Origin of the sequence: Bacteroides sp. GM023 (assembly GCF_014750685.1) — a bacterium.
Lineage (GTDB): Bacteria > Bacteroidota > Bacteroidia > Bacteroidales > Bacteroidaceae > Bacteroides.
In genome coordinates this window covers 79,043-97,818 of sequence record NZ_JAAXGE010000002.1, presented here as the reverse complement: position 1 = coordinate 97,818, position 18,776 = coordinate 79,043, and the positions used below count along the sequence as shown (strand labels likewise).

Genomic DNA, 18,776 nt, shown 5'->3' with positions numbered 1-18,776 from the left:
TACACTAATAAATATCATGAGAAACAAATTAATTATCTTTTTAGTATTACTGATTTCCGCCACTTCCGTTGTTTGTGCACAGGAAGCTAAAAAGGAGATGATTCCTTTGAAGTATGGAGCAACGAACGAAGGAAAGAGGCAAGACCCTGCCATGCAAAAATTCCGCGATAATCGTTTGGGTATTTTTATCCATTGGGGATTGTACGCTATTCCCGGTGGCGAGTGGAATGGAAAAGTATATGGTGGGGCAGCGGAATGGCTGAAAAGTTGGGCGAAAGTTCCTGCTGATGACTGGATGAAGTTGATGGACCAGTGGAACCCCAATAAATTCAACGCGAAGCAATGGGCTAAAATGGCGAAAGATATGGGCGCTAAATATGTAAAGATTACAACGAAGCACCATGAAGGCTTCTGCCTGTGGCCTAGTAAGTATAGCAAATATACTGTAGCGCAGACTCAAGACAAACGCGACTTGTTGGGTGAAATGGTAAAAGCATATAATAATGAAGGTATTGATGTACATTTTTATTTTTCAGTGATGGATTGGAGTCATCCTGATTATCGTTATAGTATCAAGTCCGAAGAAGATAGCGTTGCTTTCAATCGTTTTTTGGAATTCACCGACAATCAGTTGAAAGAACTGGCTACCCGTTACCCTACTGTAAAGGATTTCTGGTTTGATGGTACTTGGGATGCCAGCGTTAAGAAGAATGGCTGGTGGACAGCTCATGCTGAACAGATGCTCAAAGAAATGGTTCCGGGAGTTACTATCAATAGCCGCCTGCGTGCTGATGATAAAGGTAAACGTCATTTTGACAGCAATGGTCGCCTGATGGGTGATTATGAATCTGCCTACGAACGTCGTTTGCCCGATCCGGTAAAAGACCTTAAAGTGACGCAATGGGACTGGGAAGGCTGTATGACTATTCCTGAAAATCAGTGGGGATACCACAAAGACTGGTCATTGAGCTATGTGAAAACTCCGATTGAAGTCATCGACCGTGTTGTGCATGCTGTTTCTATGGGTGGCAATATGGTTGTCAACTTCGGCCCGCAGGCAGACGGTGATTTCCGTCCGGAAGAGAAAGTATTGTCGGCTGCTATTGGCAAATGGACAAAACTTTATGGTGCTGCTATCTATGGTTGCGACTATGCTGGATTCGACAAGCAGGACTGGGGATATTACACACGTGGTAAGGGAGGCGAAGTGTATATGGTGGTATTCAACCAACCTTATAGCGAAAGACTGATCGTTAAAACACCAAAAGGTATTTCTATCGAGAAGGCTTCTTTATTGTCCACCGGCGAAGATATCACTGTAGTGCAAACTACCCGCAACGAATATAATGTATCCGTACCGAAAAAGAATCCGGGTGAACCTTATGTTATTCAACTGAAGATTCGTGTGGCCGAAGGAACGCAAGGAGTTTATCGCGACGCGCTAACATAAATGAAAAGGGGATTATAATATGAAGCTAAAACTAACGCTCATCTTATTAACACTTATCGGGCAGTTCTTCTCTCTGACTGCCCGGGAAGTGACCTCTTTCAATGAAGGATGGCTGTTCAAACGCGGACCTTTTTCGGAGGAACCGGTGAAAGCAGCTGCTCAATGGGTTGGGAAATGGGAAACTGTAAACCTGCCTCATACCTGGAATGCTAAAGATATGCAGGTAAAAGCCAACTCTTTCTATGAAGGAGTGGGGTATTACAAGAAAAAACAATTCTTTGGCGAAGAACTGAAAGGGAAACGAATATTTCTTCATTTTGAAGGTGTGGGCGCAAACACAGAGGTATATGTCAATGATAAACTGGTAGGAACACATAAGGGAGCATACAGTGCTTTTGCTTTTGAAATCGGAACGGCTTTGAAATTAGGAGCCGAGAATGAAATCATGGTAAAGGCGGACAATGCATCCCGTTTGGATGTTGTTCCGGTGAATCATCATCTCTTTGGGGTGTATGGAGGTATCTATCGTCCGGTATGGCTGATTGTGACTGAACAGAATAATATTACGGTTACTGATTGTGCTTCTCCGGGGGTATATGTTACTCAGAAAAATGTGTCGAAAGGCTCGGCGGATATTACAGTGAAAGTGAAATTGGATAACGGTAGCCTCGCTCCCGCGAACCTGGTGCTGGAGAATACACTCTATACACAGGAAGGAAAGAAAGTGACTGCTCACAGTCTTCCTTTGGAGCTCACTCCGCAAGGGACACAAACCTATGTTTCCACTTTCAAACTGAGCAAACCGCATTTGTGGCAAGGACGTAAAGACCCTTATCTGTATAAGGTGGTTTCGCGTTTAGTGTCGGATGGAAAAGTAATTGATGAAGTCATACAGCCGCTGGGTGTTCGTAAGTTTGAGATTGTAGCAGGCAAAGGCTTCTATTTGAACGGTGAGAAGTATCCGATGTACGGAGTTACGCGTCATCAAGACTGGTGGGGACTAGGTAGTGCTCTTACAAATAAGGAGCATAATTTCGACTTGGCGCAGATTATGGACATCGGTGCTACCACCGTTCGTTTTGCCCACTATCAGCAATCGGATTATATCTATTCACGTTGTGATTCGCTGGGATTGGTGATCTGGGCTGAAATACCTTTCGTAAACCGTGCGACAGGATATGAGTCGGAGAATGCACAGTCGCAGCTTCGTGAACTGATACGTCAAAGCTTCAACCATCCTTCCATTTATGTTTGGGGGTTGCACAATGAAGTATATAGCCCGAACGAATATACTGCCGGACTGACGCAGACGCTTCATGACCTTGCCAAGACCGAAGACCCCGACCGCTATACGGTATCTGTCAACGGTCATGGATCAGCCAATCATGCCGTGAACCAGAATGCGGATATTCAGGGAATGAACCGCTATTTCGGATGGTATGAGAAGAAACTACAGGATATTGAACCGTGGGTGGAAGGATTGGAAAAGAATTTTCCGTGGCAGAAGTTGATGTTGACAGAGTATGGCGCTGATGCCAATTTGGATCATCAGACGGAATATCTCGGGGATGTCTTGAACTGGGGGAAACCCTACTATCCGGAAACTTTTCAGACCAAGACACACGAATATCACTGGAGTGTCATCGCGGAGCACCCGTATATCATCGCTTCTTATCTCTGGAATATGTTTGACTTTGGTGTACCGATGTGGACCCGTGGCGGAGTACCTGCCCGTAACCTGAAGGGTCTGATTACTTTCGACCGGAAGATAAAGAAGGACTCTTACTACTGGTACAAAGCCAACTGGAGCGAAGAACCGGTGCTTTTCCTGACGCAACGACGCAATACCGACCGCGAAAGAAAACAAACGACTGTTACCGTATACTCTAACATCGGTACTCCGAAGGTATATCTGAACGGGAAGGAACTGACCGGAATTCGAAAGGGATACACTGATGTACATTATATCTTCGATGATGTGACATTGGATCAGGGTAAGAATATGATTAAAGCCGTTACAACACGCGATGGAAAAGAATACACAGATGAAATAGAATGGATCTATACTGGGGAAAAAAAACGTAGCGCCGACTCGCACGAGAACAAGAAAGAACATGCCGGTTGGTAATATTTAGAAACTCTTAATATAATTAATACGTATGAAAAAACAATTGAAACAAGGAAACACTTCAAGGTACAGGAGTTGCCTGTTTGCACTTTGCTTGCTGTGCGCTGCCAATTTTGTTGCCGCACAAGAACAAGGGGAGAGTAAAAAAGAGACTCCTTTGAAGCAACGTACCGAAACGAAAAATGTCATTATGGGAACCCAAGATTCCGAAGTCTCTGTTCAGGCAATCTCTACCGCATCGGGCGACAGATTGCAACACAGACCTGTGTTTATGATGGAATCTACCTTAGATGGAGTATTGCCGGGATTGTATATCAATATGACGCAAGGCTCCTCTACGGCGCAAAGTGCCTTTCGTTTGAGAGGAAATACGCCAATTATTCTTGTGGATGGAATACCCCGTTCGGATGCAAATATTCCAGCGAGTCAGATCGAGTCCGTATCCATCATTAAAGATGGTTTGGGACTCTCTATGATGGGAATGTCGAGCGGCAACGGAGTGGTATATATCAAGACGAAGCGTGGACAGAGAACATCTCTGCAGATTGGCTTCACCGCCCAGCTCGCTTTTAACCAACAGATATATCGTCCTGACTTCCTGAATTCATATCAGTATGGTGGATTGTTAAATGAAGCATTGACCAATGATGGAAAATCCAAAATGTATTCACAGACAGATTTGGAGCTTTATCGTACAGGTGCAAGTCCTTACACTCATCCCGATGTGGACTGGCAGAAGGAACTGTTGCGTAATTCGGCTCCTATCCAGCAGTATAACCTGAACTTGTCGGGTGGCGGTAAAGTGGCGAGATACTTCATTGATTTGAATGTGTATAACCAAGACGGATTTCTGAAACAGGATAATTCGTTGAATAGTTATAATACACGTGAGAGTGTGAAGAAGTATTCATTGCGCACCAATACGGATATCTTCCTCACAGACCATACATTATTAAAAGTAAATGTATTTGGACAGATGTATCGGGAGACAACGCCGGGGAGATCGCTGGAGAATAGTATTTACAGGGATATGTATTCAGTTCCGAACAATGCTTATCCTGTATTTAATCCTAACGGAACCTTAGGTGCTAGCCCGATCTATCAGGATAATAACTTGTATGGGCAGTCCGTGATGGCTGGATATTATCTCTATCCGAAGACAGATTTCAATGTTGACGCAGTTTTAGAACATCGTTTTCAAGGAGCGTTGAAAGGATTGTATGCCAGTGCTACTTATTCTTACAATTCATCTTATCGTGAAAAATTGAACAGGAGTAAGAAATTCGCTGCATATTCTTACTGGAAAGACCCGACAGAACCGAACTCTACTGAAATATATCAGCAGATGGCATCTACCGCCGCACAGGAGAATAAGACTGAATATGATCGTTTGAACCGTATGCAATATCTGGAATTGGCTTTAGGGTATGATTTCAATATTAAGAAACATAATTTCAGAACCAAAGCATTATATTCGTACAATGACTATACTGCAAGTGCAAAGAATATTCCGTTGCGCAAAAACTCAGTGAATTTCCGCGCCGAATATGATTATGACAGACGTTATCTGGCAGAGTTTGCGATTGCAGGTATGAATCTTAATACGATTAAACCGGGCGAACAATGGGGCATTTTCCCGTCGGTAGGTGCAGGATGGAATATACATAAAGAAGAGTGGTTTGATGTTTCTGCCATCAATTCTATGAAGTTGAGAGCTACATTCGGTATGAATGGCAATGATGGAACAGGGTCTTATTATAGAAGCAGTAGTGCAACTCTCGCAGACTACTACTACACTTATATGAAATATTATAAGAAATTAGATACTGGGAATAAAATTTACTGGGGCTCCACTCCTACGGAACATGAATTTTGGTTTGAAGCGAATATGCCGTATCTGACTAAATGGGAAAAAATAACACGTTGGAATGTAGGTGTTGATCTTCAGGCTTTCGACAGAAGTCTGAGTGCTACGGTCGAATTCTTCCATAATACATACACGGATGTTCTGCAGAAATCAGTAGGTAAGGATGCCAATCACTTGATTGGTCTGGATCTTCCAAAAGAACATTTGGGGAAATATAGAAGAAGCGGTATTGAACTTGACTTGACTTATAACAAGAGATTTGGAGATGTATCGTTTGTTGCCAATGCTAATGCTTTATTTTACAAGAGTAAATTGCAGGCTAATGGGGAAAATCCTTATCCGGAATCGTATATGCAACGCATAGGTGAGAAGTATGGCCAGACTTTTGGTTATGTGGCAGACGGACTGTTCCAAAGCCAGCAAGAAGTGAATGATTATCTGGCAACAACGAAGGTGGAAGGATACAAACCACAACCGGGTGATATCAAATATCGCGACTTGAACGGCGATAATATCATTGACGGCAGAGACGTGAAAGCAATCGGAACGAATGCGCCATTGATTGAATATGGCATCTATCTAGGTGCGGAATGGAAAGGATTGGCATTAAGTATGCAATGGGCCGGACTGGGTAATGCTCAGACAAGCAACAAAGTGATGCCGTTCACATTTACGTATCAGAACGGATACGGACAAGCATTAGAAGAACATCTTGATCGTTGGACACCGGAAAATCCAAATGCACGATATCCAAGAGTATCTGCAGGAAGTAATAGCTATAATGAAAGAACTTCCACTTTCTGGCTGCAAAATTCAAGCTATCTGAGATTGAAGAATATCGAGTTGTCTTATACCTTGCCGAAAGCGTGGACTTCACGCATCCATATCAGTGGCGTCAAACTGTTTGCCAACGGATACAATCTCATAACAATTACTGGAATTAAAGACCGTGACCCGGAACTTATAAGCTTTACAAATGGTACTACCAGCGGAATAATTCCTAATACAAAAGCCTATAATTTCGGTATTAACGTTCAATTCTAAATCAGAAAACAACATGAAAAAAATCATATATAAAACGATTCAAGTTGTATGTGTCGCAGGCCTGTTGGCTGTGAGCGCGTGTAATACATTCGAGTCCGAGCCGCTAGAATGGAATACGGAGGCGAATGTGACCAACCCGGCGGATTCTACAGCGGTAAATGTGAAACGTCTGTTTTATGCAGTATATGCTTCGCTTCCGAGTTTGCATACTCGTATCAGCAACTCTTATTTGGACGCTGCTACGGACGATGGTGTGCCTACCAGGGATAAAGGGGGAAGCAGTAGTCTGGAAAACTATCGTAATGGAGCTATGTCACCTGAGAATATTGCCAGTCTTGACGGAGCTGCCTGGAAAAACTTCTATATCGGCATTCGTAGGGCAAATCTTTTGTTGGAAACGTTGGAAGGATACCCTTCTTCCACTAAGCTTCCTAAAGATGAGATTGTAAGAATGAAATCTGAAAGCAGATTACTTAGAGCTTATTTCTATTTCGAATTGGTGAAGCGATGGGGTGGAGTTCCTTTGTTGGGTGATAAAATATTCAATTATGATGAAGATTGGAATATTGCCCGTAGCAGCTTGGACGAATGCGTTAAATACATTTTGGATGAAATCAGTAAAGAAAGTCCTACATCTTGTTATGATGGACTATCTGATGTAATGGCTATCCCTTCTGAAGAATTGACAGGTACTGTAGGCCGGGTCAACAAAGGAGTCGCGTTGGCGTTAATCGCTCGTTTGAAATTATACTTGGCGAGTCCGCTTTATAATTCGAGTAATAATTTGGCCAAATGGCAAGAGGCGGCTAATGCTGCCAAGGCTGTCATGGATCTGGGTGAGTATGATTTGCATTATACTGCCTCTAAAGGAGCAGATGATACTACTGAACCGACTCCCGGATTGTTGGATCTTTTTGGAAATAACGATGCATTTCCCAACAGAGAGACGATTATGATGAAAGAATCTTCTGGTGGTACTACGTTGGAAAACGATAATAGTCCGTGCGGGTATCAGAGAAATAAATGTAAAGGCTTGACCAGCCCGAGTCAGAATCTAGTGGATGCTTTCCTCATGTTGGATGGTAAATCAATCAATGATCCTACTTCTAAGTATACGTACGATGAACAGAAACCATATGAAAATAGAGACCCGAGATTGACATATACTGTCTTTTATAATGGGGCTACATGGCTGAAAAGACCTGTTGAAACCTTTAATGGCGGACTGGATCGCTCCAATAAACCGGGAATGTTTACTACACAGACCGGCTACTATCTGAGGAAATTCCTGGGTTTGAACGAAACGAGAAATGATAATTCCGATTTCAATGGTGCTTATCATCATTATCAGATAATCCGTTATGCAGAGATTTTGCTGAACTATGTAGAAGCACTGAATGAGGCGGATATGGATGCTAATAAAACAGAAATAGAAAAATATCTGATACAGTTGCGCACAAGAGCCGGTATTGAAGAAGGTGATGATAAACGTTATGGATTACCGTCGACCTATACTCAGGGAGAAATGCGCAAAATAATCCGTAATGAGAGAAGAATAGAACTTGCATTTGAGGAACATCGCTTCTGGGACATCCGTCGTTGGATGATTGCCGACAGAAATGAATCGGTGATGACCAAACCTATAAGAGGGGTTGAGATAATCAAACAGGCCGACGGCTCATTCTATTATAATTATGTAGACGTATGCACATCTACTTTTGAAGAAAGAATGTACTGGTATCCCATACCGAGAGGTGAAATGCAGGGGAATACGAAATTAACCCAGAATCCCGGATGGAACTATTAAAAACACAGAATCTTATGAAACGAATAATCACCCTATTATTGGTGCTCATGCCACTTGCCGTATGGGCACAAGTAACCGTCAAAGGTAGTGTAAAGGATGACCTTGGCGAAGTACTGGTCGGAGCAACCATTCTGGAAGTGAGTAATCCGGGAAACGGAACAATCACGGACATTGATGGAAAGTTCTCCATTAAACTGAAAGCAGCCAAAGCAAAGATAAAGGTTAGCTATATCGGATATGTCACACAGACAGTGACAGCTACGGATGGCATGACTATCAATTTGCAAAGTGACGGGAATATGCTTCAGGAAGTAGAAATCGTGCAGCAAGGCTTTGGTACGAAGTCCAGACTTTCAAACGTAGCTTCTATTAGCCAGGTGAATGGTTTGACTTTGAGACAATCGCCGACAGCCACTGTGCAGAATGCGCTTGCCGGTCGTCTGCCCGGACTTTTCCAGTTGCAAGGAAGCGGGCAGCCGGGTAAGGATGCAGCCGATCTCTTTATTCGCGGTGTATCCACTTATGCAGATGTAAGTACTGCTCCGCTAGTGCTGATTGATGATGTGGAATCGGATATCGAAACTCTGTCTCAGTTGTCGCCAAACGACATTCAGGACATCAGTGTATTGAAAGATGCTGGTAGTACGGCTATCTTTGGGCTGAAAGGTGCTAATGGTGTAATTCTGATTACCACCCGTCGTGGTACGGAAGGAAGGCCGAAAGTCACATTCAGAGCCGATATTGGTTTCCAACAACCCACCTATAAGAGTACATTTCTTAATTCTTATGAGAGTTTGAGACTGATAAAGGAGATGCACTTGAATGATGCAGACAACGCCGCATTGGAGGCATATAAAGATTTATATAATGATGAGACTTTGGAACATTATCGTACAGGCGATTCTCCGTATCTCTATCCGAATGTAGACTGGTATGACCAGATGTATAAGAAAAGTTCCATGGTGCAACAATACAATGTTGATGTGCAGGGTGGGACTGACAGAGTGAAGTACTTTGTGGCGTTCGGTTATACCAATCAGACAGGATTGCTTAAAGAAATCTCTAAAAAAGAAGATTTTAATAACGACTATTATTTGAAGCGTTATAACCTTCGTTCCAACTTTGATGTACAGATCACAAAGGACTTTTTATTCAGAATTAATGCGAATGCCATTCTTTCTGAAGTGAATGAGCCTTATTTACCTAATCCGGGACAGTCTGGTACCTTCAGTATATTTACTCGTCTTCTTGGTGGTCACTTTACACCTTGGAATTATCCGGCTTATAATCCGGACGGAACGTTTGGTATGCGGAGTGGAGAATCGATGAATCCATTGGCTTTGATGTCTCAGGGTGGCTATGACCGTGAATGGAAAAATAATGTGAATGGTAATATCACTTTAGAACATAAGCTGGATTTTATCACCAAAGGCTTGAAAGTAAGAGGTGTAATGGCATTAACTAACCGTTGGGGGACACAGAGAACAGTCCATAGAGGAGCAACAGACTTTATGGCTTTCTATCGTGATGCCGGAACTGATTCTTATTTGCCGGTTAATAATGACGTTTATGTATTGCAACCTATGGAAGTGAAGGAAGCTACCTCTAAGCCTTATATACAAATCAACACTCGTGCGGATATGTCATATAGCAGAAGATTCGGTGGACACAACGTGAGCGGATTACTGCTTGCCAACTGGTACTCTAATCGTACGGGAGCAGACACTCCGGGCAACTCAATGAGTTATTCAACTCGTTTTAGTTATGATTATAATTCCAGATATCTGATAGAATATAGTGGTACGTACAATGGGTCAGACCGTTTTGCGAAAGGAAATCGCTTTGACTACTTCCCATCTATTTCTGTCGGTTGGAATTTAGCGGAAGAGCCTTATGCAAAGAAATGGTTTGATCGGGCTAAAGTAGATATGTTGAAACTGAGAGCGTCTTATGGTCTTTCAGGTTCCGATGCCGTTCCTGGTGGTATATACACCTATGCCGAAGTTTATAAAGATGACTATGATTATCCTTTTGGTGAAGACCCTCGTACGACGAAAAAGATTGTCGCCTATTTCCTTGATAAAATCGCTAACGAAAAAGTTCGTTGGGAGGTAGATAAAAAATTGAATCTAGGTGTGGATTTGAGAATGTTTGATAGTCGCTTGTCTGCTACATTTGAATATTTCTATAATCGTCGAAATGATATTTTGTCAACACCCAAGTCTGTTCCTCTTTATGCAGGATATAAGGACAGTGTATTGCCTATGATGAATATCGGGCGTACGGAGAATAAAGGATGGGACGCAGAATTGACGTGGAGAGATAAGATTGGTAGAGATTTTAGTTATTTCTTCCGTGGCATCGTATCTCATGCCAAGAATAAGATTCTGGAAATGGGAGAAGCTCCCAGCCCGTATACATTAAGCATGAGTACAGGTAGACCTATTGGGACAATTTTTGGCTATATTGCTGATGGTTTCTATAATTCTCAGGAAGAAATAGATAATGGACCTGCCGACCAGTTGAGAAGTTTGAAACCTGGTGATCTTCGTTATAAAGATATCAGTGGACCGCAAGGAGTGCCTGATGGTCTTATTGATCAGCATGACCAGGCCGCTATTGGCAATTCACGTCCTGATTTTAACTATGGTCTGACAGTTGGCTTCTCTTATAAGAATTTCGATGTTAGCGCATTGTTTCAGGGAGCTACCGGAGCCTCATTAAGCATCCAGAAAGCATTGAAAATCGGCAGTACTGACGGACGTCCGCGGCCATTGCATTTGGGAAGATGGACGGAACTGGACGAAAACGGCAATAAGGTGACAGACCCGTTACAACTGGCTGCGATGAATGCGAATGCTACTTTTCCTATTTTGGGAAAAGATCATGGACATAACTCCGCACAGTCTACCTTCTGGTTGCGTTCTGCTAACTATCTTCGTTGGAAAAATCTGGAAGTGGGGTATAGACTACCGGAAACTTGGGTGAAGAAAGTTGGTTTGAATTCGGTTCGTTTCTATGGTTCTGCACAGAATTTGACCACGTGGTCGTCATTGGGTGACTATCAGGTAGACCCGGAAAGCAGCCGCGTAAGCTCGGCTAACCCGGTGGATACTTACCCTCAGCAACGCGTATATAACCTTGGATGTCAAATCGTATTTTAAATAAGTAATACAATGAAAAAAATAATAACATTCTTTCTAGGTTTATGCTGCATAATAGCGGCATGTACCGAAACTTCGGAAGGATTCCTCGATAGTAAAGGAAAGGAGACGACTGACTTAGAAAGCGTCTTTGAGGATAGTGTGAAGGTAATGGGCTTCCATGCCGCTTTGTTCTGGCAAGTGGGGAGAGCCACCATGTCTCCTCACGGTGTGCCCAGTTCTCTCACGAATTACAAGGACTATGAGGCAGGAACAGATAACAGCCGGTATACTGCTTATTTCAGAGTAACGGAGTTTACACCTGCATATACGAAAGGAGATTTTAGCCAGGGCGGTACAAATGCTAACTTTACTGACTTCCGGACAGGATGGATGGAAGCTTGGCAAACGATTTACCGCTGTAACTCTTTTCTTCAGAATTATAAAAGAGCTCCTTTGACGGATGCAACAAAAGAGAAACTGGCTTACGAAGCCCGTTTTATCCGTTCCTTTTTCCTTTTTCATTTACTTCGTCAATATGGTTCAGTACCATTGGTTTATGATGAAGTGATTGACCCGTTCAACCCGACTTTATTGGCGCGTTCTACCTTTGAAGATTGTGTGAACTACATTGCTCAGGAGCTAAGAATTATTGCCGAAGCACTACCGCTTGTTCAAGATGGAGCTGATTATGGGCGTCCTACCAGAGCTTCTGCTTTGGGCGTATTAACGGAATTATATGCATTGGCAGCCAGTCCATTATACAATGGTGGAAATATCGGAAGTGGAGATAATCGTTTGTTGGTAGGTTATGATAACTATGATGTAAACCGATGGCAAAATGTGGTGATTGCAGCTAAAGAATTAATGAATCTGGGTACTCATGAATTGGTGATAGATAATAAGACCCGCCCTGGAAACGGTTTTTATTTAGCCACAACAAAGCGTGTAAACAGCGAACGAGTATGGTTCTGGGTCACTGTCAATACTACTTGCTTTCCCGGCAGTGCACTTTTGCCGAATAGTCGTAGTGGTGGTCGACAGCTCCATCCGTATCATGAATTGGTAGAGGCATTCCCAATGAAGGATGGTACGGCTATTGACAAAAATAAGGCCGATTATAAAAAGAGTCCATATGCTAATCGTGACCCCCGTTTAGGGTTTACTATCATTCATAATGAGTCGGAATGGGCGGCGGTAGCGGATGGTAAGCCTGAAAAGGTATATACGTATAAGAATGCTCCAAAAGACGGATACGGGGTTTCTAGTGGCACAGCGACCGGCTATTATTTCAGAAAATGCCTTGTGGAGGGAAAACTGGGAAGTGGATCTGCTTCTTATGGTGAAGGAACAGGATTATCATTCATTCGCTATGCCGACATCATGTTGCTCTATGCAGAAGCATTGACTGAGCTGGACATAGATAGAAACCGGACGGAAATTGAAAAGCAATTATTCGAAATTCGTGATAGAGCAGGTATTGACGCGGGTGATAATAAAAGGTATGGCATACCGGCAAATATGAATAAGGATAAGATGATTGAGTTTATCATAAATGAAAGACGTATTGAATTTGCCAATGAATGCGGTAATCGTTTCTGGGATTTGAAACGTCGTAAACTATATGAGAAATTGGATGGTGTATGGACAAATGCGGCAATCTGGGAGCTAGACAATGAGGGCGTTTATACATGGACGGTTTTGCCTATCGAACAACATTTCTTTTCTAAGAAGATGTACTTTAGTGCTATTCCGCAGCGGGAAATTAATGCTTCACACGGAATGCTGATTCAAAATCCGGATTGGTAATCATTAAATAAAAAAATGTATGAAATCAATATATAATAATTTAATAAATTCGTTCTGCTTGATTGCGGCTTTACTATTGGCAATTGGCTGTTCGGAAGAATACAAATACGATACTGATTATTCATTTCATAAAGATGCGACACTGAAAGTGAATCTTGCGGATGAGAATAATGTATTGGCTGTGAAATTGGCGAATGGAACTCATGCTCTTACTGTCAAAGTCACTCCGGAAGATGTGTTTATTGACTCAAAGGCATATCTTTATGAGATTGATGATAATTCTATTGCCACGGTGGCATTAAACGGTACACTGACTTTGCTCAAAGTGGGTGAAACGAAGTTGACTGTGAAGTTTCGTGGCAATCAGGAGATTTCAACAACTTGTACGTTGGTTGTTGAACCGACATTGGTTGGCGACTTGATAATAGATGATAGCAATGAAATCTGCGTGGAAGAGGAAAAAACACTTGATTTGGCAGAGTATACATCTGTTATTCCGTCTGATGTGAATAATAAAGTGCTTCATTATGAAGTGAAAGAAGGCTTTACAGATTATGTGGAGGTTGTAGAAGGTAGTATTATCAGAGGTCTACAGAAAGGTGCTGCCATTATTATCGTATCTACAACGGACGGATCGAAAATATCTAAGGAACTTGCACTGACAGTAACAGGCAAGATTCCAGTATCGGAAATCCGACCGGGTAGCATTACTAAGCTGGAAGGTAAAACAGTTGGTATAGCTCAGGTATTCAATCTGGGAAATTGTGCAACTGCATATCCGATCAATGCTTCAGAGAAAAAATTAGCTTACGAACTCGTTGCCGGAGAGGGAGTCGTCTCAATGGATGAGAATGGAGTGGTGAAGACACTTGCTGCCGGAGATGTTGAAATCAAGATTTCTGTGACTGATGAATTCCAGGAAGCAGCGCCTTTGATTGTTAAATTCAAGGTGAGTGAATCTCTGACATTGTTTGAACGTTCTTTGTGGTTTGTAGATACTTCTATTGTATATGCGAATGGCAATAACTATACGGCAGATAATACTACAGGTAAACCGGAACATTTGATAGACGGAAGTAACAGTACTTATTTGGCTTTGACAAAACCAGGTAAGAAGTATAATGCTGAAATAACTCCTGCCGATCATGTATTGTTCTTTGTGGTTGATATGAATGCAGAGCAGGAATTCAACTATTTCTACTATAGACATAGAAATACAACTGTTAATTTCCAAGTGTATGCAATTTCAATGTTTGGTAGTAATGATAATGAGAACTTTACAGCCATTGAGGAAGATATTGTTTTAGGAGGACCGGGTTATGCGGTAGAATTAACAAAAGATCTTCCATTATCTAAGTTCAGATACATAAAAGTCGAATTTAGAGATTGGAATAGGAATGCAGGTACGAATGCAACAATTGCAGAGTTCAATGTAGGTAAAAAGTAGAATACAGGGAACAGCATTAGATTGTACTTAAGTGATAAGGCTACCTTACTATCGAAATGAGGTAGCCTTGTTTTTCTCTAAATAATTATGATACATAAAACATGAAAAATCATACTGTAACAAGAAAGCAGAAGAAAACACTTTTATTTGCATTCGGATTGTCCGTAATGCTTTGGCCTTTGCCAGTTCAGGGTATATCCCATTCCGGTGTGGTTGAGACGGAAATCTCAGCACCTATCTCTCAGATAATGGGAGCAAAGAAAATAAATCCGACTACCGTAGAGATCGTATTATCCAATAATCAGCGAATGATGCTGGATTTCTATGGCGAAAATATTTTCAGACTGTTTCAGGACAATTCGGGAGGTATAATCAGAGATCCTGAAGCGAAACCTGAAGCACAGATCTTGGTGGATACTCCTAGAAAAACGATATCCAGGCTGGATTTGGATGAGACTCCGGATTTTGTCTCTATGACTACCGGAAAAATAAAAGTGCAACTAAATAAGAAAACCTCTTTGCTTAGCGTTATCAATTTGATAACCAATGCTGTAGTGCTGGAGGAAATAGAAGCTCCTCTTTTTGAGAAGAAGAAAGTCACCCTGACATTGAAAGAAAATCCGCAGGAATATTTCTACGGAGGCGGAGTGCAAAACGGTAGATTCTCTCATAAAGAGAAAGTTATTTCAATAGAGAATCAGAATAGTTGGACTGATGGCGGAGTGGCTTCTCCTACACCTTACTACTGGTCTACTAACGGCTATGGGATGATGTGGTATACTTTCAAGAAAGGAAAATACGACTTTGGCGCATCAGAGAAAGGGAAAGTAAAACTGTATCATGAATCCCCTTATCTGGATATCTTCTATATGATTAACGACGGAGCAGTAGCCCTGCTGAATGACTTCTATCAACTGACCGGTAATCCGGTATTAATCCCCAAATTCGGCTTTTATCAGGGACATCTGAATGCATACAACCGGGATTACTGGAAAGAAGACGAAAAGGGTATCCTGTTTGAAGACGGCAAGCGTTATAAAGAGAGTCAGAAAGATAACGGAGGTATCAGGGAATCATTGAATGGTGAAAATAATAACTATCAATTCTCTGCACGCGCGGTGATCGACCGTTATAAAAATCATGATATGCCCTTCGGCTGGTTATTGCCGAACGACGGCTATGGAGCCGGTTACGGACAAACGGAAACGCTGGACGGAAATATACAAAATCTAAAAAGCCTGGGCGACTATGCCCGTCAGAATGGAGTGGAAATCGGATTGTGGACGCAATCGGACTTACACCCGAAGGAAGGCGTGAGTGCCTTGCTGCAAAGAGACATCGTGAAAGAGGTAAGGGATGCGGGAGTACGTGTACTGAAAACCGATGTAGCCTGGGTAGGCTCGGGTTATTCATTTGGATTGAATGGAGTAGCCGATGTCGGACATATTATGCCTTACTATGGAAATGACGCCAGACCATTTATCATTTCTTTGGATGGATGGGCGGGTACACAACGTTATGCCGGTATCTGGTCGGGCGACCAGACGGGAGGTGTATGGGAATATATCCGTTTCCATATCCCAACTTATATAGGTTCGGGACTATCCGGACAGCCTAATATCACCTCTGATATGGATGGTATCTTTGGTGGTAAGAACCTGCTGGTGAATACCCGTGATTTCCAATGGAAAACATTCACTCCGATGGAGTTGAATATGGATGGCTGGGGAGCCAATGAGAAATATCCCCATGCCTTGGGAGAACCGGCTACATCCATCAACCGTTGGTATCTGAAACTTAAATCCGAATTGATGCCTTATGCGTATAGCATCGCAAAAGAAGCGGTAGACGGTATGCCAATGATAAGAGCCATGTTCCTGGAATATCCGAACACATATACTTTGGGTACGGCTACCCAATATCAGTTCCTGTATGGGCCGTATTTCTTGGTCGCTCCTATTTATCAGGCAACTAGGACAGATGACGGAGGAAATGATATTCGCGATGGCATCTACCTGCCGGAAGGGACTTGGATAGATTACTTCAAGGGAGAGAAATACGAGGGCAACTGCATTATCAACAATTTTGAAGTTCCACTTTGGAAACTTCCCGTATTTGTGAAGAACGGGGCTATTATTCCGGTGACGAACCCTAATAATAATGTCAGCGAGATAAATAAGGGAATGCGTATTTATGAACTTTATCCGTATGGGAAGAGCTCTTTTATCGAATATGATGACGATGGTGTGACCGAGGAATACAAGCTGGGTAAAGGAGTAACAACGAACATCGAATCCGTTGTTGATAAGAAAAATAATGTAACTGTCACCATTCATCCCACAAAGGGAGAATTTACAGGTTTTATAAAAGAGAAAGCTACGGAGTTCAGAATCAACGTCACCGCCCCGCCGAAGAAAGTGACCGCTCAAGTAGGAAAGAACAAACTGAAATTGACTGAGGCAGCTTCGAAAGACGAATTTCTGAAAGGTGAAAACGTATTCTACTATGATGAGGCTCCGAACCTGAACCAGTTTGCTACCAAAGGAAGTGAATTTGAGAAAGTGGTAATCACCAAGAACCCGCAGCTTCTGGTAAAACTCGCTACTGCTGATATCACGGCCGGCACAACGACTTTGTGTATAGAAGGATTCCGGTTCACTCCGCAGGACAGCCACCGGATAACTACCGGAACTTTGACTCCCCCTGCTGCCCAGGTTATTGCTGACCATACGGAAGCCTATACACTGAAACCGACTTGGAACAAGGTTGCTAATGCCGACTTCTACGAGATTGACTTTAACGATATGCGATATACTACGATTAGGGATACGGAGCTATTATTCAAAGATTTGACGCCTGAAACATTTTACTCGTTCAAAATACGCGCCGTCAATAAAGACGGAGCTTCCGACTGGGCAGAATTTGGCGCTACAACGAAATCCGATCCCCTTGAATTTGCTATTCGTGGTATTAAAGGTGAATCAACGGCAGTTTCCCAAGGAAGAGTCGGAGTAAAACGTCTGTTCGACTTTGTTGAGTCCGGTGATGTATGGCATACAAAATATGGTGAAAAAGCTGTTCCGTTTGACTTGATTATGGACTTGGTGACAGTCAACCAACTCGATAAATTCCATTATTTGCCACGTACGAATGCCGGAAATGGAACACTACTGAAAGGAACCGTTTCTTATAGTACGAACAAGGAATTGTGGACAGAAGCCGGAACATTCGAGTGGCAGCGTAATGATGATGTGAAGATATTCAGTTTCACCGATCATCCTACGGCTCGCTATATCAAGCTCTCTGTCACAGAAGCTATTGGTAATTACGGTTCGGGTAAGGAAATCTATGTATTCAAAGTGCCCGGAACGGAAAGTTATCTTCAGGGAGATATTAATCTGGATGGTAAGATCGATAATAATGACTTGATATCCTACACCAACTATACAGGTTTGCGAAAGGGAGATTCGGATTTTGAAGGTTATATCAGCAATGGTGACATCAACAAGAATGGGTTGATTGATGCTTATGATATTTCAGTCGTCGCCACACAACTTGAAGATGGTGTTGACAATCGAGTAACTGAAACGTTGAACGGTACTATTGAAATCAGTACTTCTAAGTCGGTATATGATAAAGACGAAATTATAGAGGTTCAGGTGAAAGGTATCGACCTGTCTGCCGTCAATGCGTTTAGCTTTGCTTTGCCTTATAATCAACAGGATTATGAGTTTGCAGGTGTCGAACTACAGAATATGGGGGAAATGGAGAATCTGACTTACGACCGTTTGCACACCAATGGTTCGAAGGCTTTGTATCCTACTTTTGTTAATGTGGGAAATAAGAAAACACTTACGGGGACTACTGATTTATGCATTCTGAAGTTTAAAGCAAAGCGGAAAGTGAAATTCGATTTGAAGATGATTGATGGTTTATTAGTTGATAAAAGATTAAATACACACAAACTGGGCATTTGATAATTAGGTTAGTTATGTAAAAAGATGTCCTATTCTTCCCATGTGGAAGATTAGGGCATCTTAAATGGAAAATATAGCTATGCTTAATTAACAAAACCCAGTAT

Annotated in this window: 8 protein-coding genes; all 8 read left to right on the top strand. The window is 42.3% G+C overall.

The window, feature by feature from the left end; translation table 11 throughout:
- Positions 1–16 precede the first annotated feature (16 nt).
- The 8 genes from HC965_RS03280 to HC965_RS03245 all read left to right on the top strand — a co-directional run bounded on the left by HC965_RS03280 (position 17) and on the right by HC965_RS03245 (position 18,672).
- Positions 17–1,450, top strand: coding sequence for an alpha-L-fucosidase (locus tag HC965_RS03280; RefSeq protein WP_191030109.1), 1,434 nt, complete (start codon positions 17–19; stop codon positions 1,448–1,450).
- 19 nt (positions 1,451–1,469) lie between these two features.
- Positions 1,470–3,578: a glycoside hydrolase family 2 protein gene (locus HC965_RS03275; protein WP_191030108.1), complete on the top strand. Its 2,109-nt coding sequence runs from the start codon at positions 1,470–1,472 to the stop codon at positions 3,576–3,578.
- A 31-nt stretch (positions 3,579–3,609) separates the two neighbouring features.
- Positions 3,610–6,489 carry a SusC/RagA family TonB-linked outer membrane protein gene (locus HC965_RS03270; protein ID WP_191030107.1) on the top strand — a complete coding sequence of 960 codons (2,880 nt, stop codon included), beginning with the start codon at positions 3,610–3,612 and terminating at the stop codon, positions 6,487–6,489.
- Positions 6,490–6,502: 13 nt separating this feature from the next.
- Complete coding sequence (locus HC965_RS03265) at positions 6,503–8,296, top strand: RagB/SusD family nutrient uptake outer membrane protein (protein WP_191030106.1); 1,794 nt, start codon at positions 6,503–6,505, stop codon at positions 8,294–8,296.
- Positions 8,297–8,310: 14 nt separating this feature from the next.
- Positions 8,311–11,460: a TonB-dependent receptor gene (locus HC965_RS03260; RefSeq protein ID WP_191030105.1), complete on the top strand. Its 3,150-nt coding sequence runs from the start codon at positions 8,311–8,313 to the stop codon at positions 11,458–11,460.
- Positions 11,461–11,472: 12 nt separating this feature from the next.
- Positions 11,473–13,248, top strand: coding sequence for a RagB/SusD family nutrient uptake outer membrane protein (locus HC965_RS03255; protein WP_191030104.1), 1,776 nt, complete (start codon positions 11,473–11,475; stop codon positions 13,246–13,248).
- A 19-nt stretch (positions 13,249–13,267) separates the two neighbouring features.
- Positions 13,268–14,695, top strand: coding sequence for a discoidin domain-containing protein (locus tag HC965_RS03250; RefSeq protein ID WP_191030103.1), 1,428 nt, complete (start codon positions 13,268–13,270; stop codon positions 14,693–14,695).
- Between the two features lie 101 nt (positions 14,696–14,796).
- On the top strand, positions 14,797–18,672 hold the full coding sequence (locus HC965_RS03245; protein WP_191030102.1) for a TIM-barrel domain-containing protein: 3,876 nt from the start codon (positions 14,797–14,799) through the stop codon (positions 18,670–18,672).
- Positions 18,673–18,776 lie beyond the last annotated feature (104 nt).

Coding starts and splice junctions, on each gene's coding strand:
- HC965_RS03275 (WP_191030108.1), top strand. CDS start 1,470: ATGAAGCTAAAACTAACGCTCATCTTATTAACACTTATCGGGCAGTTC.
- HC965_RS03270 (WP_191030107.1), top strand. CDS start 3,610: ATGAAAAAACAATTGAAACAAGGAAACACTTCAAGGTACAGGAGTTGC.
- HC965_RS03245 (WP_191030102.1), top strand. CDS start 14,797: ATGAAAAATCATACTGTAACAAGAAAGCAGAAGAAAACACTTTTATTT.
- HC965_RS03260 (WP_191030105.1), top strand. CDS start 8,311: ATGAAACGAATAATCACCCTATTATTGGTGCTCATGCCACTTGCCGTA.
- HC965_RS03255 (WP_191030104.1), top strand. CDS start 11,473: ATGAAAAAAATAATAACATTCTTTCTAGGTTTATGCTGCATAATAGCG.
- HC965_RS03280 (WP_191030109.1), top strand. CDS start 17: ATGAGAAACAAATTAATTATCTTTTTAGTATTACTGATTTCCGCCACT.
- HC965_RS03250 (WP_191030103.1), top strand. CDS start 13,268: ATGAAATCAATATATAATAATTTAATAAATTCGTTCTGCTTGATTGCG.
- HC965_RS03265 (WP_191030106.1), top strand. CDS start 6,503: ATGAAAAAAATCATATATAAAACGATTCAAGTTGTATGTGTCGCAGGC.